This is a genomic window from Paenibacillus sp. FSL M7-0420, assembly GCF_038002345.1.
GTDB lineage: Bacteria > Bacillota > Bacilli > Paenibacillales > Paenibacillaceae > Paenibacillus_AQ.
Genome location: NZ_JBBOCJ010000001.1, coordinates 5,436,568 through 5,459,916 on the forward strand (window position 1 = coordinate 5,436,568; position 23,349 = coordinate 5,459,916).

Annotated in this window: 19 protein-coding genes; 6 read left to right on the forward strand and 13 right to left on the reverse strand. The window is 53.5% G+C overall.

The window, feature by feature from the left end:
• Nucleotides 1–139: 139 nt before the first annotated feature.
• Together MKX51_RS23195 and MKX51_RS23200 are read right to left on the reverse strand one after the other, a co-directional pair.
• Entirely contained in the window at nucleotides 140–400 is a 261-nt protein-coding gene (locus MKX51_RS23195) for a hypothetical protein (RefSeq protein ID WP_340994019.1), read from the reverse strand.
• A 291-nt stretch (nucleotides 401–691) separates the two neighbouring features.
• Nucleotides 692–1,333, reverse strand: coding sequence for a bifunctional 2-keto-4-hydroxyglutarate aldolase/2-keto-3-deoxy-6-phosphogluconate aldolase (locus MKX51_RS23200; RefSeq protein WP_340994020.1), 642 nt, complete (start codon nucleotides 1,331–1,333; stop codon nucleotides 692–694).
• 340 nt (nucleotides 1,334–1,673) lie between these two features.
• Here MKX51_RS23200 and MKX51_RS23205 point away from each other — a divergent pair, with 340 nt between their 5' ends.
• Nucleotides 1,674–2,627: a sugar kinase gene (locus tag MKX51_RS23205; protein WP_339250324.1), complete on the forward strand. Its 954-nt coding sequence runs from the start codon at nucleotides 1,674–1,676 to the stop codon at nucleotides 2,625–2,627.
• Between the two features lie 376 nt (nucleotides 2,628–3,003).
• Here MKX51_RS23205 and MKX51_RS23210 read toward each other — a convergent pair whose 3' ends face one another.
• The 3 genes from MKX51_RS23210 to MKX51_RS23220 form a co-directional block, all read right to left on the reverse strand.
• Nucleotides 3,004–4,029, reverse strand: coding sequence for a LacI family DNA-binding transcriptional regulator (locus tag MKX51_RS23210; protein ID WP_340994021.1), 1,026 nt, complete (start codon nucleotides 4,027–4,029; stop codon nucleotides 3,004–3,006).
• Between the two features lie 135 nt (nucleotides 4,030–4,164).
• A complete protein-coding gene (locus MKX51_RS23215) occupies nucleotides 4,165–5,322 on the reverse strand; it encodes a hypothetical protein (RefSeq protein WP_340994022.1) in 1,158 nt (385 codons plus the stop codon).
• Nucleotides 5,319–5,855, reverse strand: a complete 537-nt coding sequence (locus MKX51_RS23220; protein ID WP_340994023.1) for an RNA polymerase sigma factor — start codon at nucleotides 5,853–5,855, stop codon at nucleotides 5,319–5,321. Before MKX51_RS23220 ends, MKX51_RS23215 begins: the two co-directional genes overlap by 4 nt.
• Before the next feature lie 615 nt (nucleotides 5,856–6,470).
• On the opposite strand from MKX51_RS23220, the gene nrdI reads away from it, so the two are divergent.
• The 4 genes from nrdI to MKX51_RS23240 all read left to right on the forward strand — a co-directional run bounded on the left by nrdI (nucleotide 6,471) and on the right by MKX51_RS23240 (nucleotide 11,156).
• Nucleotides 6,471–6,830, forward strand: coding sequence for a class Ib ribonucleoside-diphosphate reductase assembly flavoprotein NrdI (gene nrdI / locus MKX51_RS23225; RefSeq protein ID WP_036732265.1), 360 nt, complete (start codon nucleotides 6,471–6,473; stop codon nucleotides 6,828–6,830).
• Complete coding sequence (gene nrdE, locus MKX51_RS23230; protein WP_340994024.1) at nucleotides 6,817–8,901, forward strand: class 1b ribonucleoside-diphosphate reductase subunit alpha; 2,085 nt, start codon at nucleotides 6,817–6,819, stop codon at nucleotides 8,899–8,901. Before nrdI ends, nrdE begins: the two co-directional genes overlap by 14 nt.
• A 36-nt stretch (nucleotides 8,902–8,937) precedes the next feature.
• Nucleotides 8,938–9,897, forward strand: coding sequence for a class 1b ribonucleoside-diphosphate reductase subunit beta (nrdF, locus tag MKX51_RS23235; protein ID WP_340938813.1), 960 nt, complete (start codon nucleotides 8,938–8,940; stop codon nucleotides 9,895–9,897).
• Between the two features lie 449 nt (nucleotides 9,898–10,346).
• A complete protein-coding gene (locus MKX51_RS23240; protein ID WP_340994025.1) occupies nucleotides 10,347–11,156 on the forward strand; it encodes an alpha/beta fold hydrolase in 810 nt (269 codons plus the stop codon).
• Between the two features lie 22 nt (nucleotides 11,157–11,178).
• Here MKX51_RS23240 and MKX51_RS23245 read toward each other — a convergent pair whose 3' ends face one another.
• The 7 genes from MKX51_RS23245 to MKX51_RS23275 form a co-directional block, all read right to left on the reverse strand.
• Complete coding sequence (locus MKX51_RS23245) at nucleotides 11,179–11,943, reverse strand: ABC transporter permease (RefSeq protein ID WP_340994026.1); 765 nt, start codon at nucleotides 11,941–11,943, stop codon at nucleotides 11,179–11,181.
• Nucleotides 11,936–12,862: an ABC transporter ATP-binding protein gene (locus MKX51_RS23250; RefSeq protein WP_340994027.1), complete on the reverse strand. Its 927-nt coding sequence runs from the start codon at nucleotides 12,860–12,862 to the stop codon at nucleotides 11,936–11,938. Before MKX51_RS23250 ends, MKX51_RS23245 begins: the two co-directional genes overlap by 8 nt.
• A gap of 80 nt (nucleotides 12,863–12,942) precedes the next feature.
• Nucleotides 12,943–13,650 carry a response regulator transcription factor gene (locus MKX51_RS23255; RefSeq protein ID WP_340994028.1) on the reverse strand — a complete coding sequence of 236 codons (708 nt, stop codon included), beginning with the start codon at nucleotides 13,648–13,650 and terminating at the stop codon, nucleotides 12,943–12,945.
• Nucleotides 13,628–14,581, reverse strand: a complete 954-nt coding sequence (locus MKX51_RS23260) for a sensor histidine kinase (RefSeq protein WP_340994029.1) — start codon at nucleotides 14,579–14,581, stop codon at nucleotides 13,628–13,630. The genes MKX51_RS23255 and MKX51_RS23260 overlap by 23 nt, the downstream gene beginning before the upstream one ends.
• Before the next feature lie 35 nt (nucleotides 14,582–14,616).
• Entirely contained in the window at nucleotides 14,617–17,313 is a 2,697-nt protein-coding gene (locus MKX51_RS23265) for a ComEC/Rec2 family competence protein (protein ID WP_340994030.1), read from the reverse strand.
• A 159-nt stretch (nucleotides 17,314–17,472) separates the two neighbouring features.
• Nucleotides 17,473–17,991, reverse strand: coding sequence for a deoxycytidylate deaminase (locus MKX51_RS23270; protein ID WP_076082103.1), 519 nt, complete (start codon nucleotides 17,989–17,991; stop codon nucleotides 17,473–17,475).
• A 406-nt stretch (nucleotides 17,992–18,397) separates the two neighbouring features.
• Entirely contained in the window at nucleotides 18,398–19,282 is an 885-nt protein-coding gene (locus tag MKX51_RS23275) for a ComEA family DNA-binding protein (RefSeq protein WP_340994031.1), read from the reverse strand.
• 138 nt (nucleotides 19,283–19,420) lie between these two features.
• Between MKX51_RS23275 and comER the strand changes: the two genes are divergently transcribed.
• Nucleotides 19,421–20,272 (forward strand): late competence protein ComER, encoded by an 852-nt coding sequence (gene comER / locus MKX51_RS23280; RefSeq protein WP_340938799.1) that lies wholly within the window; start codon nucleotides 19,421–19,423, stop codon nucleotides 20,270–20,272.
• Nucleotides 20,273–20,861: 589 nt separating this feature from the next.
• Here comER and leuS read toward each other — a convergent pair.
• A complete protein-coding gene (gene leuS / locus MKX51_RS23285; protein ID WP_340938798.1) occupies nucleotides 20,862–23,291 on the reverse strand; it encodes a leucine--tRNA ligase in 2,430 nt (809 codons plus the stop codon).
• Nucleotides 23,292–23,349: the final 58 nt, after the last annotated feature.

Below are 23,349 nucleotides of genomic sequence, written 5' to 3' on the forward strand. Positions count from 1 at the left end.
GACGGCAAAGCCGTTTCTACTTGTAGTCCACAATCCCTACTAAGCATACAAGGGATGCTGCTATCATTCAAATACTCTTTTTATAGAAGTTAGTTACAGAAATGACATGAGAAGCAGACCGTCCCATACCTGACTTACGCTACGACCGGGACGGGTCCTCTAATGTATATAATGTCGTTGCGCACACCAGGAGCACCGCATAATTCTCCCTGGAGTCATCATCAAGCACATATACTTCTCCCTGCTCAAAAAGTTGCGGATGATTATAGTTACGATACAGCTTATAAAGAGCTCCCGCGCTCACCCTGCAGCCGTGGACTGCAGTTCGAATCTCCACATAATCGGCTTCTTCCACTACCAGTGTCGGGTACAGCTTGCTGCGAAGATCGTCGCCAGTCATGGCATCACCTTTCAGGTATACTTCTCAATGTCCGCAGGCGCTTAAGCACTCTGCTCTATTATAAGTATTGCCCGAAGCGGCAGCAATTCTATCATTTAGGCTTAGCTAACAGTTAACAAAATAACCCCACAAAGTGGGGCTTTAGCGCAGGTGATGACCCAGGTACTTTGCGGGGACCCCAAAACATATAAATTCATCAAAAAAATGCCCTGCCTCATAGAGGCAAGACATTCCTGTTGTTCATGTATGACCGGGGTCCAATTCCGCGAACGGCTCACCCTGACTCCCAGTTTACTTGCCTTGAATCTCCTTGAACTTCGCTACATACTGCGCAGCCAGCTCGGTGATCTGGTCATAGCGGCCTTCCTTGGCCGGTGCGGTCAGGTTGCCGCCGATGCCGACAGCGATGCAGCCGTTCTTGATCCATTTCTCCATATTGTTCAGATCCACGCCGCCGGTAGGCATAATGTTCACATGCGGCATTGGCCCCTTAACCGCCTTGACATAGTCCGGTCCGAACGCACTGCCAGGGAACAGCTTCAGCACATCCACACCGAGCTTCAGAGCTTCCTTCATCTCATTCAGCGTCATGCAGCCCGGCATGTAAGGAATGCCGTACAGATTACACATCTTGGCCGTATCCTCTTCAAAAGAAGGGCTGACCACAAATTCCGAGCCTGCCAGAATAGCAATTCTTGCCGTCAGCGGGTCAAGCACGGTACCGGCACCAATCACGGCGCGGCCCCCGTATTCGTCAACCAGGCGCTTGATCGCTACTTCGGCTCCCGGAGTCGTGAAGGTAACTTCAATATTATTCAGTCCGCCCTCGATACAAGCCACCGACATGGCATAAGCATCATCGGCATTATCCGCACGGATAACAGCTACTACGCCAACAGAGGTGATATTCTGCAATACTTTAATTTTCTTCATGGTTGTTACTTCCTCTCTGGTTATATTCCACTTAGAATATTTATTTAGATAAATTAATTTATCTATTTTACTAACATCAGGCTTTATCCTTCTAAGAAAATAGTAATAACATTGCCGCTAACAGTCAATATATATTTATTCAGGAAGCGTTATTAATCCTTCAAAAATCTTCGAAAACGCTTATGTATCAAGGACAAATGAATCTGACCCCCTGTTTCCTGTGCAAAATAAGCCCGCAGAATGAGCATTGCTATATTGTACAAAACCGTTTTATGTGATAATTTCAACTTATATTTTATTCTAAACCATAATAACGTGTTCATTTTAGGAGGAACTATTCATGAACAAACAGCTGGATGCAGTCACCTTCGGGGAGCCGATGGCCATGTTCTACGCCAATGAAGCCGGCCCTCTGCATGAGGTCACTTCCTTCTCCAAGGCGCTGGCAGGTGCGGAGAGCAATGTAGCCACCGGATTATCACGCCTGGAGCATCTGACCGGTTATGTGACCAAGCTTGGCGAAGACAACTTCGGCCAGTTCATCACCTCGGCGCTGAACAAGGAGAAGATCGATACCGCGAGCATCACAACGACCAAGGAGTTCTCCACGGGCATGCTGATCAAATCCAAGGTACTCACTGGAGATCCCAAGGTGGAATATTTCCGCAAAAATTCCGCCGCCTCCAAGCTGAGTCTCGCCGACTTCGATGAAGATTACTTCGCTTCCGCAGGCCATCTGCATGTGACCAGCATCTCTTCCGCACTCTCGGCTTCGTGTCACGAGTTCTCGCTGCATGCCATGGAGTTCATGAAGCAGCGCGGCAAGACTGTATCACTGGACCCGAATCTGCGCCCGACCCTGTGGCCGGACACTGAAACTATGGTTAATACGATCAACGATCTGGCTACCCGCTGCGACTGGTTCCTGCCCGGCCACGGAGAAGGTAAAATCCTCACCGGACTTGAGACTCCTGAGGAGATTGCCGGGTACTATCTGGAGCGCGGCGTATCCCTTGTAGTGATCAAGCTCGGTCCCGAAGGCGCTTACTACAAGACCTCCGCTGGTGAAGAGGGTTATGTGGACGGCTTCAAGGTCGAGCAGGTTGTCGATACAGTCGGCGCCGGAGACGGCTTCGCGGTTGGGGTAATCAGCGCCATGCTGGAGAAGCTCAGCGTAGCAGAAGCCGTGAAGCGCGGCAATGCGATCGGCGCACTCGCCGTGATGTCGCCTGGCGATATGGACGGCCTGCCGACCCGCGCCCGGCTGGAGGAGTTCATGAGCGCTGGCGTATAGCCAATGAGCAGGTGCTCTGCTGCCGGCAGCGCCCGGCTTCAGCATGAACACACATTAGCACAGCAAAAAGGGTGTCCCTGAGCCGGCAGACGGCTGGGACACCCTTTTGCATATGTTATTGACTTACGGACCGGAGAGCCGTTATTTGGGGAATTGCTGCACTATAGCAAGCCTAACGGACTCAGATGACGTTAAGCCGCACTTTCCGCGCCATCCAGTGCTCTAAATAGCCATTTAACGGCTCCTGTGTCCGTAAAACTTACACCCCCCCTTATTTTCCGCACCATAACGGCCCCTGGGTCCGTAAAGCCGTGGATTCCTGAGCAGATTTCCTATCTGTTGTCACCACGATGGACCTTTCGCCGCCCGCCCTGCTCTATTCCGGCTTAGCCGGCGGTTGCACCGAATCGCCCTGCTGCAAGGAAGGCGGGAATCTGTAGGTGATGGGCATCGCGCTGTCCGCATCATTGATCAATGAGAGCATGATCTTCGCTGCCTGCATCCCCATCTCGTAAGCCGGCTGGCGGATCGTTGTAATATCGGGATTATAGATCCGGGCGAATTCGGCATCGTCAATGCCAATCACTGACAATTGGCCGGGGATGGAGATGGCCTTGCGGTTCGCATATTTAAGAATCTCGCCCAGCACCAGATCATTGGCGGCAAGCAGCGCCGTCGGCGGCTGGGGCAGCTGTAACAGCTCGTCCAGTGCGGAAGCGATATCTTCGCGCGACACACTGCGCATATACGAACCCAGCAGAGGCAGACCTGCTTCCTCCATCGCTTTTTTGTACCCGCTCATTCGCTCTTTGCGCGGGGTGATCGCATGTACGCCAAGCGGCAAGGATAGAATAGCAATCGCTTCATGGCCGTGGCCGGTCAGCTCCCGGATAGCGGTCTTCACCGCCATCTCGTTATCCAGAAGCAGGCTCTGGGTCGTAATCCCGTCAACCAGCCGGTCCATGAAGACCAGCGGATATTCCGCTTCAATTAATCTGGTGTAAGGCGCAGGCTGATCTCCAGCCGGGAAAATAATCAGGCCATCCACCTGACGGGCGACCAGCGTCTCCACATAAGTATTCTCCTTATCGGCATTCTCGTCCGAGTTGCAGATGATCACCTGAATACCGTGGCGCTGCAGCTCATTCTCGATGGCCCGGATACACTGAATGGACAGCGAATAATCTATATTGGCCACAATAATGCCAACCATATGCGTGCGGTTCTGCTTGAGACTGCGGGCAAGCCCGTTGGGCTGGTAATTCAACTCATCGATAACCTCGGCAATGCGGTTTTTGGTCGCCTCACTCATATACTTGAACCGTTTATTCAAAAATTGCGAGACTGTGCTTTTCGATACGCCCGCTTTCCGGGCCACATCCTCAATAGTCAGCTTCTTCATTGTTCCCGCTCCACTCTTCGATATCGAACTCCAGAAGTAAACACAAACCAAGTTTACTTAGAGATATTATCAAAAAGTATAGCTTTTTTTTAGTAAATTATCTATATGATCCACGTAAAATAATTAGGAGCCCCTTCACTTCCCTGTCTTGGCAGGATCAATCTGCTGTCCGTATTCCTGATAGTACCATTCATAGTACCACTGCTGACCGAGGAGCAAAACGATATCCGCTTTCCGCTTCTTACCGTTCACTTCATAAATAGCCGTCTGCTGCTGGCCTTGAACGTCGATGCCGATTTTGCTGCTTATATTCTGTATCGCTCCAGTAGCAATATCGTACAGACTGCCATGAACGTCAAAACCATTCTTTTTATCATCACTGTAATATACAAGCAGCATCTCGCTATTAGTTTTATCAAAAGCAATAAAGGATCTGTACAAGGAATATTTGTCACCTAAGCTGCTTAAATCCAGCAGTTCCTGCGGGGCTATTGTTTCTCCAGCTGCGGCTGCTTTTAAATTCAATACGGATAACTTTTCAGGTGTCATTCCTACCCCTTTACCCAAAGTGATCGTTCCGATACCCAGCACTACATAGTTACCTCCATCGCAGATCCCCGTTAATTCATAATATTTCTGCGAGCCACCCGCATAGAGCGGAAGAGTATATATCCGCTTAGCTGTGGCTTCAGATAACTCGGCCTGACCTTTGGGAGACAGATACAATGTGTAAGGCTCTGTAGGATGGGTGTATTTGGGCTTGCTGTAATTTACCATCGGAGGCGGCGGCGACCAGACAATCCCGGCGTTGGTCTCAACGGCACGCGCACGTGTCTTGTCTCTGTTCATGGGCAGGGGCATGTAGTACTTCACTCCACCAAGCTCGAACTCCGCAGAACCAACCGGCGGGTTGTAGGCTTGCGGCGATGTTGGTGAAGCAGCATTCTGCGTAGCCGAAGGAGACGCCGACGGCATCACCACAGCCGCTCCCGAGCCAGGCTTAAAGACCGCTGCCAGCCTCCCTGCCGGATCGAGGCCGGCCCCTGGGCCAAACGGCCAGATCAGCGTGACGAGCAGCAGGGCGGCTGCCAGTCCGCCGAAGGCGGCCATACGGCTGAAGCGGCGGCTGCCTCCACTTTTGCCGCTGGAGGATTCATGGGCAGCCTCTTCAATCCGCGCCATGAGCTGTGGCGTGAATCCAGGCTCTGCAAGCGGGCTCCGCCCGGCTTGCCTGTACCAGTCCTTCTCCCCGCTCATCACCTTCACTTGCTCCTTCTCTTGTCTCGTCTTCACAGGTCTTCCTCCTTTATCGCCGTTCTCACTTTCTCTCTGGCCCGTCCGAGCCGGGATTTGACCGTCCCCTGCGCGATCCCGAGCAGCGCGGACATCTCAGCAACCGGAAGATCCTGCTGGATATCCAGCACCAGCACCTCTCTGTACTTGTCCGGCAGGGCCATAATAATCTCCCAGATCCGGTTGGCGTATTGATTGCCGATGGCCTCTTGTTCTGCGGACAAGGTGCCTCCCTTATCCTGATAGCTGCCCAGCGGAGTGAACCTCCGCCAGAAGCTGTTGCGCCGTAAGCTGAACGCGGTGTTGCGCGTGATGGTCAACAGCCAGGTTTTCAGGGTGGCCTGTCCCCGGTACTTGCCGATGCTCTTGTAGGCCTTGAGGAATACCTCCTGGCTGATGTCGCTGGCCTGCTCCCGGCTGCGGGTTAAGACATAAGCATAATTCCATACGTCCTGGCCGTAGGTCTCCATCATCTCGCGAAGCGATACCGATGAGGCACAGGTCATGCTATACGTTAGTTCTTTACTCTGCATGTTCTCTCCCCTCTCACCTAATAAGACTCCTGCCGGCGGATATGGTTCCCTGTTATTGTAAAACTGAATATGCGGATTGCACTTTCTGCAATAGAATTGCCGATATTTGCCGTTAATCTCCATTCTATTGTATTTCCTGCATTAGAATTTGAAGAATCTGCTCAATTAGCCGCTTTTAGCTGAAATCAACTGTACAAAATACAACAGATCTCAACTCTTCCCGAATTTAAGGAGCATCTAATGTACGAAGTGCAATGAAATCCAGAACCGCTGAAGGCTAAACGCTTTCAAAAATTACAGCCGTTTCCCCTTCCCGGGAGCCCCTGTCTGCACCATTCCACAGCCCCGCAAAATGCTTAAAAAAAATACTAATTAATTATAAGAGAATAGAATGCAGGCGGGGCGTGGGATTGGCGGTTTTAAGCTCTGTTTTGAGGGGCCGCAGAGGTCTGTCTGTCTCTTGACTTTTCAATATATGGTATATAAAATGATTAAGCATTACTAAATATAGTGTATATAAGAGCTAAGCCCATAAATCTAGTGATTTCGCCCAAGTTCATTTGTCAAGTAGAAAGAGCTGTAGAATGGGCAACATGTTATAGGAGGTTAGGAGCCATGTTGATTGCTTACGATTCCAAGACCGGCAACGTCAGAAGATTCATTAATAAACTGAAGCTTCCGGCGGTTCAAATCGAAGAGCATATGACGATCGACGAGCCTTATGTGCTTGTTACATACACTACCGGATTTGGACAGATTCCAGAGAAGGTGTCAACATTCCTTGAACGAAACCACTCCAGGCTCAAAGGCATCGCCGCGAGCGGCAACAAAAACTGGGGCGAGCTATACGCGCACAGCGCAGACTTAATTGCACAGCGTTACAACGTACCGGTGGTCGGCAAGTTTGAATTGTCGGGAACCTTCGGGGACGTACAGCGCATAAAACAGGAGGTGGACCGGGTTGCGGCATATTGAATTGAACAACATGTTGATGAAGAGAGACGAAAGCGGCTTTTTCCAATTGGATAAGGACCAGGAAGCAGTAGCCGAGTTCATGCAGGATGTGGAGCGGCGCAGCCTGACCTTCACGGATACGAAAGCCAAGATTGATTATATGATTGCCAATGACTACTACGAGGACCTGTACGACCGCTACTCCGCTGCTGAGATGGAGGATGTCTACCGGATCGCCCATGAATATAATTTCCGCTTCCCTTCCTATATGGCGGCTTCCAAGTTCTATACCGACTATGCCGTCAAAAGCAATGACCGTAAGCAGTACCTGGAGCATTATCCGGACCGCGTAGCGGTAGTGGCTCTGCATCTGGGACGGGGTAACGTAGAGACTGCCCGTACACTGGCCCGCTCGATGATGGAACAGCGCCTGCAGCCGGCGACACCAACCTTCCTCAATGCCGGTAAAAGCCGCCGCGGCGAGATGGTCTCCTGCTTCCTGCTGGAGATGGACGACTCGCTCAATTCAATCAACTATGTGCTGAACACCTGCATGCAGCTGTCGAAAATCGGGGGCGGCGTTGCCGTCAATCTGTCCAAGCTGCGCTCGCGCGGCGAGACGATTAAAGGTGTCGAGGATGCGGCCAAAGGCATCATGCCTGTCCTGAAGCTCATGGAAGACGGCTTCTCCTATGCGGACCAGATGGGTCAGCGTAAGGGTTCGGGGGCGGCTTATTATAATATTTTTGGCTGGGACGTACTTGAATTCCTGGACAGCAAGAAGATTAACGCCGACGAACGGACACGCCTGAAGACGTTGTCTATCGGCCTGATCGTGCCTAACCGCTTCTACAAGCTCGCACAGGATAATCAGCCGCTGCATGTGTTCGCTCCTTACACGGTCTACCAGGCGTACGGTACGCATCTGGATGACATGAATCTGGACGTAATGTATGATACCCTGCTTGCCGATCCGCGCGTGAAGAAAAGAATCGCCATGAGCGCACGCGACATGCTGACCAAGATCGCCATGATCCAGCTTGAATCGGGCTATCCGTATATTATGAACAAGAGTAATGCCAATAACGCCCATGCCCTGCGTAATGTGGGCCAGATCAAGATGTCCAACCTGTGCACCGAGATTTTCCAATTGCAGGAGACTTCAGAGATTAACGACTACGGTCAGCAGGACGAGATCCGCCGCGATATCAGCTGTAACCTGGCTTCCCTCAACATTGTGAACGTAATGGAGCACGGCAAGATTCGTGAATCCGTACATGAGGGCATGCTGGCACTGACGGCTGTCAGCGATATGACAACTGTCTCCAACGCTCCAGGCGTGGCTAAGGCGAACAAGGAAATGCACTCCGTGGGCCTGGGTGTAATGAACCTGCACGGCTATTTTGCCAAGAACAAGGTGGCTTATGAGAGTGAGCAGGCCCGTGATTTCGCACGTACCTTCTTCATGACCATGAACTATCATTCGATTGAGAAAAGTATGGAGATTGCCGCCGAGACAGGTGAGACCTTCTATGGCTTCGAGCAGTCCGACTACGCCAGCGGCGTGTATTTCGACCGTTATCTGACTACAGACTACCGTCCGGTTACGGCAAAAGCGCAGGAGCTGTTCGAGGGGATCTACATTCCTACTACAGAGGATTGGAAAGAGCTGCGTGACAAGGTGATGAAGCACGGCCTGTACCATGCCTACCGTCTGGCGATTGCGCCGACCGCAAGCATCTCGTACATCCAGAATGCGACCTCCAGCGTCATGCCGATTGTAGAGCAGATCGAGACCCGCACGTATGCCAACTCGACCACCTACTATCCGATGCCTTACCTGCGTCCGGACAATGTGTTCTATTATAAATCCGCCTACCAGATGGACCAGTTCAAGGTGATTGATCTGATTGCGGAGATTCAGCCTCATATCGACCAGGGTATTTCAACGGTCCTGCATGTGAACAGTGATGTCACAACCCGTGAGCTGGCCCGTTCTTACCTGTATGCGGCGCACAAAGGGCTGAAATCCCTGTACTACACCCGGACCAACAAATTGTCTGTCGAGGAATGCCTGGCCTGCTCCATCTAAGAGGAGCACAGGTACAGAAAGGGAGAAGATACGATTATGAGCGCAATCCAAGCGGTGAACTGGAACCGTCCCGACGACGATTTCTCGCTGATGTTCTGGAATCAGAATATTATGCAGTTCTGGACCGATGATGAAATACCACTATCCGATGACAAAATGTCCTGGCTCACGCTAAGCGAGATCGAGAAGGACTCTTATATGAAGGTGCTGGGCGGACTGACCCTGCTCGATACGATTCAGGGCGGCGTGGGGATGCCGCAGATTATGGAGCATGTGGACGGCTTGCAGCGCAAGGCGGTCCTTGGCTTCATGGGCATGATGGAGCAGATTCATGCGAAGTCGTACAGCAGCATTTTCACCACACTGGCTTCGACTGAACAGATTGACGGGATTTTCCGCTGGGTGGAGGACAATACGTTCCTACAGTTCAAGGCGGAGACGATCTCGGAGTATTATCAAAAGATTGAGACGAAGAAAGACCTCTATCTGGCGATGTCCGCCTCGGTCCTGCTGGAGAGCTACCTGTTCTACAGCGGCTTCTTCTACCCGCTCTATCTGGCCGGTCAGGGCAAAATGACCTGCAGCGGCGAGATCATCGACCTGATCCTGCGCGATGAGAGCATCCACGGCGTCTATGTCGGCGTGCTGGCCCAGGAGATTTTTGAGGAGCTGTCCGAAGAAGACCAGAGCGATGTCTACGAGACCCTGGTCGGCCTGCTGCGTCTGCTCCACGCGAACGAGGAGCAATACACCGAGCAGATCTACGCACCGATCGGTCTGGTGGAGGAAGTGAAGACCTTCCTGCGCTACAATGCCAACAAGGCGATGATGAACCTCGGCCATGATCCGCTGTTCGATGAGGAAGAGATTAACCCGATCGTCCAGAACGGAATCAGCACCCACACGAAGCAGCATGACTTCTTCTCGAAGAAGGGGAACGGGTATGTGCGGGCGATGAATGTGGAGCCTTTGCGGGATGAGGATTTTAATTTTTGAGTGGGTAGATTGAACTTGCAGTATCTTTATCTTGGGATAGTCATGACTCCAGAGAATGTTTGGACTTCCGGCCGCTGTTGTATACAGATTTCCTTGATTTAACCGCTGTTCGCGATAGAAATCCGTATACAAAGGCGGACGCTACCGCTCCTACAGTTCCAAAATTCCCTTCCGCCATTCATCCCTTAATTTGTATATTACAAGTTCAATCTATTGGATGGTATGTAGAATGAGCACCCGGCAGCTTGGACAAGCTGCCGGGGCTTTTTTATGAATACAGTGCCGATCCCCGCAAAGATCCTGAGTAAACATCGAAACCCAAGCTTCACTTTTCACTGAAACAGTACCGTCCCGAAAAGGAAGACAAAGCCGGTTCTACTTATGAGACCATATTGTTACTGGGACGTAGGAGTAGGAGTGGCTATTTTACAAGAAAGAGGTGTAAAGGGATGGCGATACATATTCATGAGTACGGAGACCCGGATGGGGCTTGTCTGATGGTCTTCCTGCATGGCGGGGGCGTGAGCGGGTGGATGTGGGAGAAGCAGGTGGCGGCGTTCGCCGGGTATCATTGTCTGGTCCCGGACCTGCCGGGGCACGGGTTCAGCCGGGAGGATACGGAGTTCACGATCCGCAGCCGGGAGGATACGGAGTTCACGATCCGCAGCAGTGCGGAGGAGCTTCTGTTGCTCATTGAGGAGCGGGCTCAGGGACGAAAGATCGTTGTCACCGGCTTCTCACTGGGCGCACAGGTATTGGTTCAGATGCTGGGGATAAGACCGGAGCTGATCGATTATGCCATCATCAACAGCGCGTTAGTGCGGCCGATTCCCTCCGCCAGCAGGCTGATCGGGCCGGCGGTCAGACTCTCTTTTCCGCTGATTAAGTACAGATGGTTCGCGAAGCTACAGGCTAAGACGCTCTATCTGGGCGAGGAGTACCTGGAACGGTATGTTCAAGAGAGCCGGCAGATGGAGTTGAAGACGCTGATCCGGGTGCTGGAAGAGAATATGTCGTTCCGCATTCCAGTCGAGTTCAGTGAGGCTGCAGGCAAAATACTGGTTACTGTAGGTGAGCGTGAGAAATCTGTCATGAAGCAATCCGCCCGGGACCTTGTAGCTGTGAATCCCCGCTGCATGGGCGTGGTGATTCCCCGGATGGGACATGGCCTCTCTCTGGCGAAGCCGGAGCTGTTCAATAAACTGGTCGAGGCCTGGATTCAGGGCGGGGAGCTGCCCGGGGAATGCAGAAGAATCTGATTCCCTCAGGCGCGAAATGACGCTAGTTCAGATCCTCCCTGATTTTGTAGCGGACAGCAAGATAGCTTAGTATTAGAATCGCTGCAACCGCTACTCCGAATGTATGAATCAGGTCAGCCGTGCTGCCTAGATCCTTGACCCGTAAGAGCGTGTTGATCAGCAGATATTGCGTCAGATGAGTGCCTGTGAACTGATTCTCCAGCGCCCCCAGTACCATCCCGATCACATTCAGGGCCAGAACGAAGCCGGCGCTCAAGCTGATGAGCAGGTTCTTAGTCATCATAGCAATGCAGAGAACAAGCAGTGAGAACGCCCAGTGCAGCAGGAATTGGCTGGCCAGCAGGGTAATGAGCATGCCTGGATCTCCCATATCCGTCTGGTCAAAGAACATCCTTCTCCCGATCCCATCCGCAATTAACAGCGTCAGGAACATCATGGCCACAAACAGGGCGAGGATCGCCATTTTGGAGAACACGGAGTGGCTTCTGGCCTGCCGCATGGAAACATAATTCTTATGGAAGCCGGAATTCCATTCGCTCATATAGAAATAGATCGTGAACACGGCGATATAGATCAGCATCCAGGAAGGCGGCTGTGAGATCGTGTACTGGATGAAGTCTATCTCCGTTAAATTTCCGATCTGAACACCGCCTTCCTCCACAGGCTGCGCGTATTGCTTCATCATATAGATGCCGAAGATCTGAAAGGCACAGAACAAAAGCAGCAGCAAGTACATAATCTTGTTCCGTGTGAAGCGGTACAGGTCCATCCGCAAGAGGTTAATCATGGCGTTCACCTGCACTCTCCGTGCGTTCCAGGAAATACTGCTCCAGGCTCTGCTTATGTCTTGAAATGGAATCTACCATTATCCCATGCTGCGCCAGTTCCTGGACGATCTGCCGGATGCGGATATGCTCGTCGTATACATACACCGTACGGCTGTCCACCACTTTATATTGTGTAATCTTCAGCTCGCGCTCCAGCACCGGGAGAGCCTCCCGGGCTTCCTCCACGCTAATCTCGATCCGTTCCACACAGCGCTGCTGTAATTCTTCCTTGGAGATGACCTCGGCGAATTCCCCCTGATGGATAATGGCATACTTGGTGGCGATTTTGGAGAGTTCCTCCAGAATGTGGCTGGAGATCAGAATCGTCAGACCCGCTGCGTTCAGCTCCAGGATGAGCTCCCTGATCTCTACAATCCCCTGCGGATCAAGCCCGTTAATCGGCTCATCCAGAATCAGCACATCGGGACTTCCAAGCAAGGCCACCGCGATCCCCAGCCGCTGCTTCATACCCATGGAATAGCTTTTGACTTTGGCGGTATTCTTAGGGTCCAGTCCTACGAGCCTCAGCAATTTCTCTATCGTGGTAACCCTGTCACTTAGACCATATGCGATGGCGAGCAGCTTCAGGTTCTCGTAGGCCGAGATGTTCGGATATAACCCGGGCTGCTCAATCAGTACCCCCATCCGCTCGAAAAAAGACTGGTCTCCCGCCGCCGCACGGTTGAAAAAATGCAGCTCTCCCGAGGTTGGATACACGTGTCCGCTGATCATTTTGAGCAGGGTCGATTTGCCCGCCCCGTTCTTACCGATGATGCCGACAATCTCTCCTCTGTAGATTTTGAGATTGGCATTCCGTACTGCCGCTTTCGATTGGTACATCTTGGTCAGTCCGCATAGTTCAATGATGCAATCTGTCATGTCTGCCACCTCCTTACCCTAAGTTAACAGGATGAAGACTAATAGTTCGCCAACAAAAGGTTAAGAAAGTTCAAAGTTCATCATGGACTCAGCCGGAAGCCGATGCCCCAGACCGTATCGATATAGGCTTCGCTGTCGTGCGCTTTGATTTTATTGCGGATATTGCTGACATGTACCGTTATCGTCTTGTCCTCGCCCAGATAGATCTCCTCCCAGGCCAGCTCATAGAGATCCTGCTTCGTGAACACGCGGGTAGGATTCTTAACCAGCAACTCGACAATTCTGAATTCCTGGCGGGTCAGCGAAAGCTCAGTTCCATGAATCCTGACACTGTAGGCCGTGCAGTCCAGTACCAGATTTTTATGCCTGAACTCCTTCACCGGCTCACCGGCAGCCGTCCGCTGGATATGGACATGGATGCGGGCAATCAGCTCCTCCAGCTCAAAGGGCTTGGTCACATAATCGTCAGCGCCCAGCGTGAACAGATCCAGCTTATGATCCAGCTGATCCTTTGCCGAGAGGACAATTACCGGAATCCGGGACTTCAACTCCTCACGCAAACGGTGCATGAACCCTTCGCCGGACAATCCGGGCAGCATCAGGTCTAAGACAATCAGGTGGTACTCCTGCTCTGCCAGATTCAGCATCCCTTCACTGCCCGAATAGGCCCGGGTACACTGAAAGCCTGCGGCGGTAAGCCCGTCATGCAGAATTGCGTTAATATGCTCGTCATCCTCAACGATGAGAATTCTCCTGCGGTGCCCGCTATCCTTGAGATGGGTACTCATGGCTATGCTCCTTCCCCCTTTTTGAGAATCCGATTAATATACTGAAGGTATCCGCTGTACACCCGGCCTCTGCATCCCCGTTCATTTTCTCCATCAGCGCCTTCACAATCGAGAGTCCAAGCCCTGAGGAATGCCGGGTACGCGAGGGATCTTCTCTGTAAAAGCGGGTAAAGATCTTCTCCGTATCCACCCTGCTGCCTGCCTTAAGCCGATTGGTGAAGCGTATACACAGCATCTCTTGCCTGTCTTCAACCTCTACGGTCAACGGGCCTTCGCCGTGGATGAAATAGTTGCCGATGATATTGGTAAAGATTCGTTCCAGCGCATGGATATCCCCCATCACCCGGGGAGAACGCTCCGGCAGCCGAAGCTCAGGCTCATTCCCGGACCGGGTAAAATCATCAATGAACGTGAATAGGTTCCGCTTCAGCACCTCCGCCACATCAACCGCCTGCAGCTCCAATTCATATTCGGGATTCTGCAGCTTGGTATAGAGGAACAGCTCCTCTACCAGCTTAATAATCTGCTGTATTCTCGACTGGGCAAGCGCTACGTACCGCCCCTTCTCCTGCTCCGCCTCTGTCCGCAGCGCCAGCTGAAGGTAACCATCCAGCGAAGTGAGCGGCGTGCGGATATCATGCGACAGACTGGTAATCGCCAGATTCATCTCCTGATTCTTGCGGCTGAACTGTTCTCCCATCGCTTGCTGGCGGCTTAACAGGTTATTGCACTCCCGCACCAGCCTGCCGATCTCCCTTGGCTTCAACTGGGTCGCTACCAGCTTACGGGACTCATGCTCCATAATAAAAGACAGCTGGCTGCTGATCTGACCGACCTGTCTCCGGTAGTTCAGCAGGTACATAGTCTGGGCAATCAGCAGCAGCAGCAGGAGTCCTGCCAGAACAATAAGGATAAGATCAACCCCTTTCATATGATTGTATTATATACGATTACAGATACAGAGTCTTAGTGCGGGACGGGAATGGGGGTGAGCTTGTGGCGTAGGGAGATGCCCTCCTTGCCCACTCTAAGCTGAATCTCCCCCTGCTGATCGGTCCGGTAGATCTCAGTATTTGCGTCAGCCAGCCGTTCCAGCACACTGCCATTCGGATGCCCGTACAGGTTATTCACACCGGCTGAGATAACAGCGGCCCCGGGGTTCCAGAAGGCCAGCCAGTCTGCGCTGGTGGCGGTTTTGCTGCCGTGGTGGGCGACCTTGAGGGCATCGATGGGTCTGCCTTGCTTAATCCCGGATTGACTTGCGGAATGTAGGATGGCCTCCTCTGCAGCCTGATCCATATCTCCTGTGAAAAGAAAGCTCCGGCCGTTCATCTCCAGCCGGAACACCACCGATTCGTGGTTCTGGTCCTCCACTTCCTCCGGCAGGGTCTGTCCATCCGCTCGCGGCTCCGGCCAAAGGAAATTCAGCCGCGTGGCATCGTCCGGTTCCAGCGACATGCCCTGCTGCACCGGATACAGCCGGACACCCGCGTCCAGCGCAGTCGTCATCAGCTTAGTGTACGGCTGCGTGTCGGCCAATGTTCCGTTGAACAGTAGCGCTGATACCGGCATCCCTTCTAGCACCGCCTGGAGCCCTCCGGCATGGTCCTGATCGCCATGCGTCAAGATAACCGCATCCAACCGGTGGATGCCCCGCTGCTTCAGGAGCGGTAGCAGCGTCTTCGCCCCGACCTCGAACGGGCTGCGGCGGATGCGCCATTCCTCCCGGTTGCCGAAGCTCACGGTCCCGCCGCCGTCCACCAGGATATGGGCTCCGCCCGGCGTGGTAATCAGGCTGCTGTCCCCCTGGCCTATGTCCAGGTAACTGATGGAACCGAAGCCGTCGCGTATAGCCTCAGCTTTATAGCCCTTATAGAGCAGAATGGTCAGGCCTACGGCACACAGTATGGCTGCGGAATTACTCCAGCGCGTAGCTCCAGTCGGCGGATAGGCTTGAAAGGCCAGCGTCGCTCTTCTGCTGTTCGCAGTGGATGGAAAATCTGGCTGGTTGGTGGTGTTGATATGGTTACCCGGCGGTTCCGGCCTCTCCAGCTCTGCCAGCGGACGGGTCTCATCATCCATGAACTGGGGAACAAGCATGGCCTCAGTCCTCCGTTTCAACGCGTGTAACAAACCATATAACAGACCGTAATAGAGGCAGATCCACAGGAAGGAAGGCGAAGCCCAGATCAGCACCCCGGCGGTGAATCCGTTCACCCACTCTACTGCTGCGAATGTAATATTATTCAGGAACTCTGCAAGCTGCGCCGTCAGTAGTGATGCTGCATTCCAGACCCTTCCGAGGAGCAACGCCAGTGTTCCTAAGGGCAGCACCAGGAAGGTGATGAAGGGAACCAGCAGCAGATTAGCAGCAACGGACAACAATGAGAATTGGTTGAAATAATAAATCGTCAGCGGAAACGAGACCAGCTGAGCAATAATCGTTACAGAGAGACTGCTGCCCAGCCAGCCCGGTAATCGCCTGAACAGCGGCGCAGCGAGCGGTGTATACACCATAAGTCCTGCCGTCACCAAAAAAGACAGCTGAAAGCTGACACTGAGAAGCAGATAAGGATTCCAGACCAGCATCATCAGAGCGGATGCAGCCAGAATGTTCAGTCCATCCTTGAGCAGGCCCAGCCTTGCCGCCAGCAGGGCAATCATGCTCATGATCCCGGCGCGGATCACAGACGGTCCGGCCCCGGACAGCAGCACATAGACCGGCACCAGCAGCAAGGTCACCGTTAGTGCGGTTTCCCTGGTTAAGCGGCAGCGGCGCAGAAGAACCAGGATTACTCCGACGTACACCGCCACATGCATCCCCGAGATGGCTAGGATATGGGTGAGCCCGAGCTGAGAGAACTGTCTGAAGGTCTCCGGGTCCAGCTCCTTTTGGATGCCGATGACGAGACCCTTCATATAACCCGCATGAGGCTCCTGAAATAAGCGGCTCATTTCTGCACCGAGCACAGATCTTGCCTTATCATTCCAGCGGAGAATAGTGGACGGCTCCCACGAGACTTGGGGGTTAACCGTTACACTGGCTGTTCCCGTTCCTTTGAGCAGCCAGTGAATCTTTTGGGTGAGCAGATAGGCACGGTAGTCGAATCCGCCGAAGTTGCGCGCTATCTGGGGCTGTATCAATTCCCCCTCAATGACCACCCGGTCTCCCCGCTGCCACAAGGCAGCCTCAGCGATCTCACTCTCCTCCTGAAGCTTGATCTGTACAGTTACACGTTCACCTTCAGGATCACTCCCCACTGCTCCCGCTGCGGCAGACTGTTCCCCTTGCTGGTGTAGTCTGACACTGGACAGCTTCACGACAAAATCCACCCGGTCCCCGTCCCGCTCCACCGGAGAAGCGATAACGCCTGCGGCTGTTATATATGCTTCATTCAGTTCGCTTACCGGTTGCACCAACACCTCAGGCAGCAGACTCACATTGCGTACCTCGCTGTGCTCCCAGTATAGGGCTGCCACGATCAGCGCTGTCACCAACACTCCAGCCATCCTCCAGCGTATTCTGCTGCTCACCGCCCAGACTACAGGCAGCAACAGCAGCCCTGTGAGGCAGAACAGCAGACTGCGGCCAGAGAACAAACATCCTGCGGCACTTCCCGCTACCCAGCAGACCGTAAAGCTTAAGAGCGGCCTTCTGTTCATAATCATCTCTCCTTCCTAATTAGCACTAGACGCCAAAGAACCCCTGCATACGCATACAAATGCGTGTACAGAGGTTCTTCCTCTGGAGCCCGTCACTATTCTTTTCGCGGCTCGTTCAGCCAACTATGTTAAGCCCGTCAGCCCATCCGTAGATGCTGGTTATTCAGATACCGAAATCATCGTTTCCTTAGGCGGCTCGTAGTTCTCCAATTGACGGAACACGATTCCTTTGGAGGAGAGCATCGCCTGTACCTTCTCCATGTCTTTCTTGTAAGGACGCAGGTAGACAATCTCCACGATTCCGCTGTTAGCCAGCATATTGGCACAGGTCCAGCACGGCTCATCCGTAACGTAGACCGTACTGCCTTCCCGGTCGCTCCGGTCTGTGAACAGCAGCAGATTCTGCTCGGCATGGATTGTACGGATACAGCGCTGCTTTTTGACCATTGTCTCTACACCGTCTATCATCTCACGCTCGTATTGCTCAGATACCATACAGCCTGCTTCCGAGCAGTCAGGAACGCCCATCGGCGCACCGTTATAGGCCGTACCCAGCAGCTTCTTCCCCTGCACCAGCACCGCGCCGACATGGCGGCGGGGACAGCGCGAACGGGTGGAGACCATGCAGGCAATATCCATGAAGTATGTATCCCAGTTCTTGCGGTAAGCCACAGTCATCAGCAATCTCCACTTTCTCTTCAATAGTTGTTCATTATTGTAGCATACCTGTCTGCGTTTTCACTAGGATATTGATAGCCCACAACACCCCACATTTCACCTAACTCTCACTTAGATCTCCCGTCCTGCTCACTTTTACAGCTCATTTGCTCATCAGTAGAGTCGGGTGTGATTGCACTTCATACAGTAGAAATTGCATTCTCAGCGCCTAAGTAACGTTCTGCTGCACTTCATACAATTGATTCTCTCATTTAGTCTCCAAAGACCCTCTTTTGCAAAATTCTAATGTACGGAGTGCAGCAGATTCAGTTTTCAGGCGGATTGAGGGATAATCTAATGTACAGAGTGCAATTGCAACTTACTCTGTCTCGGCAGACAGGGTTGTTAGTGGTTCAGAACGGCAGCCTTAAAAGACCACCAGCGGCTTCAGCTTCTCCAGCAGCTTGGGGCCGATGCCCTTCACCTTGCCCAGCTCGTTCGCGCTGCGGAAGGCTCCCTTACTGGTGCGGTAGTCGATAATCGCCTGTGCTTTCTTCTCTCCGATGCCCGGCAGGTCCATGAGGGCTTTGGCATCGGCTGTATTCACATTGATCCGGCCGTCAGCCGCTGCCGGGGGTGCAGTGCCAGCGGCTCCACCAGTTCCAGCTGTTGCAGCCGCCGTTCCACTTGCACCGCCGCTTCCCGCCGCTCCTCCGGGTCCTCCTGAGTCCGCCGCACCCGCACCCGATATCCCGGCACTCGCCGCTCCAGCGCCAGCTGTTCCATCACCAGTGGCCGCACCGCCAACAACTCCGCTACCCGCCTCGCCTACAACATTCGCGCCAGCAACTCCATTACCAGTCACACTCCCGCCAGCTCCTGTGTCTACTGTTGCACCACCCGTGGCTGCGTTGCCAGTTACTCCACTACCCACCTTACCGCCAACAGCTACCTCGCCACCCGCCTCTCCACTACCCGCCGTACCTGCAACACTCCAGCCAACTGCTCCGTCTCCCGCCGCACTCCCGCTAGCCACTCCACTACCCGCCTTACCACCACCAACTACCTCGCTACCAGCCACTCCACTACCTGCCGTACCGCCACCCGCTACCTCGCCACCTGCCACCTTACCGCCCGCCGAACTCCCGCCATCAATGCCTACGTCCGCCACTCCCAGCGCCTGCGCCATTCCGGCGTTCAGCGTCGTCCATCCGGCGATGCCGGTGTCCTGTGCTTTATGGTCTGCGGCCCATACCAGGCCGCCGCCCAGCAGCGCGGCGGTGATGGCACAGATGATCATTCTTTTATCCATCAGGTTGTCCTCCCTCATCGAACTGGAATTTTATTCAAAAATCCGATTAAAACCTGTCATTGGTCCAAGTCTGGTGTGCATACATTTAACGAAGAGTATCACTGTAAGCCAGCAGCATAAGAAAGGAGGTACCACAGGATGAAAGTGGGATTTATCGGAACAGGCAGCATGGGAAGTCTGCTGATCGACACCTTCCTTCGGTCGGGAGCCCTTGATCCATGTGATGTGATGGCCAGCAACCGCAGCCCGGGCAGGCTGATGGAGCTGAAGAAGCTTCATCCCGGAATTACGATATGCTCCGGCAACATCGAAGCCGCCTCGGAGAGCGACCTGGTGTTCCTGTGTGTCAAGCCTTTGCAGTTCAAGCGGGTAACCGATGAGATCGCCCCTTATCTGCGCAGCGACCAGATCGTTGTATCGATTACAAGCCCTGTGCAGCTCTACCATCTGGAATCGGCCCTGCCCTCCAAGGTCGCCAAAATCATTCCCAGCATCACCCATTCCGTCAGAGGCGGGAGTTCGCTGTGCATTTTTGGAAGCCGATTAAATAAAAAAGACAGGCTCCTGCTGCTCCAGCTATTCTCCTGCATTGGAGTTCCGGAGGAAATTCCTGAGGGCCATACGCGGATTGCCTCAGATTTCTCTAGCTGCGGCCCGGCCTTTCTTAGCTATTTCCTGGAGAGGTGGATTGAAGCGGCTGTTGAAGCAACCGGCATCGACGAAGCCCTGGTCACCCGGCTCGCAGGGGAGATGCTGCTGGGTACGGGTAAGCTGTTGACCGAAGGCTCGTTCACCCCGCAGGAGCTGCAGGAACGGGTAGCCGTCCGCGGGGGTATTACCGCGCAAGCCCTGAATCACTTGCAGACCAGTCTGGAAGGGGTGTTTGAACGCCTGATCACCACCACACATGACAAGTATGATGAGGATGTGGAAAAGCTCGACGAGCTGTTCGGGCTTGGCAGTATCGCCCAGAGCCGCATCGACCGTTAAGCTGCCCTCATCTGTCCTATACCGCTTGTCATCCCGCCGCACGGTACCCTGCTTTGAACGGGCCACACGCGCTAATCTTCGCGGTACCAGCCTTGAAGCCATCGTTCACGCTCCAGGCTAGGCCGCCCGAAACCAAGTGGAAACGGCTTTGCCGTCCTTTTAAAGGACGGTACCGTTTCAGCGAGAAATAGAAGGATAATTTATCGTATGCAACATATAAATTCTTATATTTGAACAAAATCACCCTGCGGGTGAACGATGCTAATGCCTCTCTCACCGGCCGCTTTTAAGGAGCAGTAATGTTGCCCTTTTTGCAGGATTTCTCTATACCTTTTACGGGTTGAAGTACAATGTTGCATTATTTGCACAAATTTCGGTGTTTAGAGCAAGTTAGTGCTGAATTTGTTGCATTTCGTGCAGGATTTCAGCATAGACTGCTTCTTTGGGGCAGTATTGTTGCACTTTTGGCAGGATTCCTCTTAAAATGTTACCGCCTGTGATGCATGGGGCCCTTCCCTCGGCGCCTAAACAGCAACAAAGCCCGCAGCACGGAAACCTCCGTTGCTGCGGGCAGAATTGCGTTCTTCGCTTAACCCACTACGATATTTACCAGCTTGCCGGGAACGGCAATGATTTTGCGTACGGTTTTGCCTTCGACGGCCGCCTTCACATTCGGCAGGGCCAGGGCGTGGTCCTGCATCTCCTGCTGGCCCATATCCGCCGGAATCAGCGCGCGCTGGACGATTTTACCGTTGACCTGCACCACGATCTCAACCTCAGCATCTACGGTCCAAGCTTCATCATAGGATGGCCAGGCGACATAGCTGATGCTTCCTTCATGGCCCAGCAGCTCCCACAGCTCTTCGGCAATATGCGGTGCCAGCGGGGACAGCATCTGTACGAACTGTTCTGCCGCTTCCTTAGACAGGCTCTCCTGCTTGTAAGCGTCATTGATGAAAATCATCAGCTGGCTGATTGCCGTATTGAAACGCAGATGCTCGAAGTCTTCGGTTACCTTCTTCAGCGTCTTGTGCCAGGTGCGTTTGAATTCATCCGTGCCGCCGCCCTCTGTAATCTTCGCGCTGAGGCTGCCGTCTTCATTCACGAACAGGCGCCATACGCGGGAGAGGAAGCGGTGAATGCCTTCGACACCCTTCTCGTTCCAAGGCTTGGTGGCTTCCAGCGGCCCCATGAACATCTCATAGACGCGCAGGGTATCTGCCCCGTAGGCTTCCACGATCTCATCCGGGTTAATGACATTGCCGCGTGATTTACTCATCTTCTCATTGTTGTTCCCCAGGATCATTCCCTGGTTGACCAGCTTGTGGAACGGCTCCTTGGTATCGACTACGCCGATATCATAGAGTACCTTATGCCAGAAGCGGGCATACAGCAGGTGAAGCACTGCATGCTCGGCTCCGCCAATGTACAGGTCAACCGGCAGCCATTCCTTCTGCTTCTCCGGTGAACACAGCTCCTGATCATTGTGCGGATCGATATAGCGCAGGTAGTACCAGCAGCTGCCGGCCCACTGCGGCATCGTATTGGTCTCGCGGCGGGCCTTCATGCCGGTCTCGGGATCAATTGTCTCCACCCATTCTGTCACATTCGCCAGCGGGGATTCACCAGTGCCCGAAGGCTTGATGGCATCCACATCCGGCAGAACCAGCGGCAGCTGATCCACAGGCACGGTCTTCATCGTGCCGTCTTCCAGGTGCAGAATCGGAATCGGCTCGCCCCAGTAACGCTGGCGGCTGAACAGCCAGTCGCGCAGGCGGTAGGTTACTTTACCCTTACCGCTGCCCTTCTCTTCCAGCCAGGCGATCATCTGAGCCATCGCTTCAGTATTGGACAGGCCGTCGAGGAATCCCGAATTGACATGCGGACCGTCACCGGAGTAGGCTTCTTCTTCGATATTGCCGCCCTGCACCACTTCGATAATGTTCAGGCCGAACTGCTTGGCGAACTCCCAGTCACGGGCATCATGGCCCGGAACGGCCATAATGGCTCCGGTTCCGTAGCCCGCCAGCACATAGTCAGCAATCCAGATCGGCACCTGCGCGCCGTTCACCGGATTAATCGCATAAGCGCCGGTGAATACACCGCTTTTCTCCTTAGCCAGATCCGTGCGTTCCAGATCGCTCTTGCGGGAAGCCTTGTCGCGGTATTCGGCAACGGCTGCCTTCTGCTCATCCGTGGTGATGGCATCCACCAGCTTATGCTCCGGTGCGAGTACGCAATAGCTTGCTCCGAACAGGGTATCGGGACGGGTAGTGAACACTTCAAGCACAGCCTCATGCCCCTCAATCGCAAAGGTCACCTCAGCGCCGGTCGATTTGCCGATCCAGTTGCGCTGCATATCCTTGATGCTCTCTTCCCAGTCCAGCTCCTCCAGATCCTCCAGCAGGCGGTCGGCGTATTCGGTAATCTTCAGAATCCACTGGCGCATCGGTCTGCGGACGACGGGATGGCCGCCGCGCTCGCTTTTGCCGTCGATGACTTCTTCATTCGCAAGAACCGTTCCCAGCGCCTCGCACCAGTTCACCGATACTTCGGCCACATAAGCCAATCCACGATTGTACAGCTGGATGAAAATCCACTGCGTCCACTTGTAGTACCCCGGATCTGTCGTACTGATCTCACGGTCCCAGTCGTAGGAGAAGCCCAGCGACTTGATCTGGCGGCGGAAATTGTCAATGTTCTTGAAGGTAATGTCACGCGGATGCTGGCCGGTATCCATGGCATACTGCTCTGCCGGAAGTCCGAAGGCATCCCAGCCCATCGGGTGCAGTACGTTGTAGCCGCGCATCCGTTTGAAGCGGGACACGATGTCGGTGGCGGTATAGCCTTCCGGATGGCCTACGTGCAGCCCTGCGCCGGAAGGATACGGGAACATATCCAGGGCGTAGAATTTCGGCTTGCCTGATTCTTCACTTGTCTTGAAGGTCTTGTTCTCGTCCCAGAATTTCTGCCATTTCGGCTCGATGGTCTGGGCGCGGTATCCAATATTATCGCTCATCTTGTGCTCCTCCTTGGAGTGTTGCTGTAATAGGTGGTACTGCTGCTGTCTTAAAAAG

Coding starts and splice junctions, on each gene's coding strand:
- MKX51_RS23220 (WP_340994023.1), bottom strand. CDS start 5,855: ATGCAGAGTAAAGAACTAACGTATAGCATGACCTGTGCCTCATCGGTA.
- nrdF (WP_340938813.1), top strand. CDS start 8,938: ATGAGCGCAATCCAAGCGGTGAACTGGAACCGTCCCGACGACGATTTC.
- MKX51_RS23255 (WP_340994028.1), bottom strand. CDS start 13,650: ATGAGTACCCATCTCAAGGATAGCGGGCACCGCAGGAGAATTCTCATC.
- MKX51_RS23260 (WP_340994029.1), bottom strand. CDS start 14,581: ATGAAAGGGGTTGATCTTATCCTTATTGTTCTGGCAGGACTCCTGCTG.
- MKX51_RS23245 (WP_340994026.1), bottom strand. CDS start 11,943: ATGATTAACCTCTTGCGGATGGACCTGTACCGCTTCACACGGAACAAG.
- MKX51_RS23270 (WP_076082103.1), bottom strand. CDS start 17,991: ATGACTGTGGCTTACCGCAAGAACTGGGATACATACTTCATGGATATT.
- MKX51_RS23275 (WP_340994031.1), bottom strand. CDS start 19,282: ATGGATAAAAGAATGATCATCTGTGCCATCACCGCCGCGCTGCTGGGC.
- MKX51_RS23200 (WP_340994020.1), bottom strand. CDS start 1,333: ATGAAGAAAATTAAAGTATTGCAGAATATCACCTCTGTTGGCGTAGTA.
- MKX51_RS23210 (WP_340994021.1), bottom strand. CDS start 4,029: ATGAAGAAGCTGACTATTGAGGATGTGGCCCGGAAAGCGGGCGTATCG.
- nrdI (WP_036732265.1), top strand. CDS start 6,471: ATGTTGATTGCTTACGATTCCAAGACCGGCAACGTCAGAAGATTCATT.
- MKX51_RS23205 (WP_339250324.1), top strand. CDS start 1,674: ATGAACAAACAGCTGGATGCAGTCACCTTCGGGGAGCCGATGGCCATG.
- MKX51_RS23195 (WP_340994019.1), bottom strand. CDS start 400: ATGACTGGCGACGATCTTCGCAGCAAGCTGTACCCGACACTGGTAGTG.
- comER (WP_340938799.1), top strand. CDS start 19,421: ATGAAAGTGGGATTTATCGGAACAGGCAGCATGGGAAGTCTGCTGATC.
- MKX51_RS23240 (WP_340994025.1), top strand. CDS start 10,347: ATGGCGATACATATTCATGAGTACGGAGACCCGGATGGGGCTTGTCTG.
- leuS (WP_340938798.1), bottom strand. CDS start 23,291: ATGAGCGATAATATTGGATACCGCGCCCAGACCATCGAGCCGAAATGG.
- MKX51_RS23250 (WP_340994027.1), bottom strand. CDS start 12,862: ATGACAGATTGCATCATTGAACTATGCGGACTGACCAAGATGTACCAA.
- MKX51_RS23265 (WP_340994030.1), bottom strand. CDS start 17,313: ATGAACAGAAGGCCGCTCTTAAGCTTTACGGTCTGCTGGGTAGCGGGA.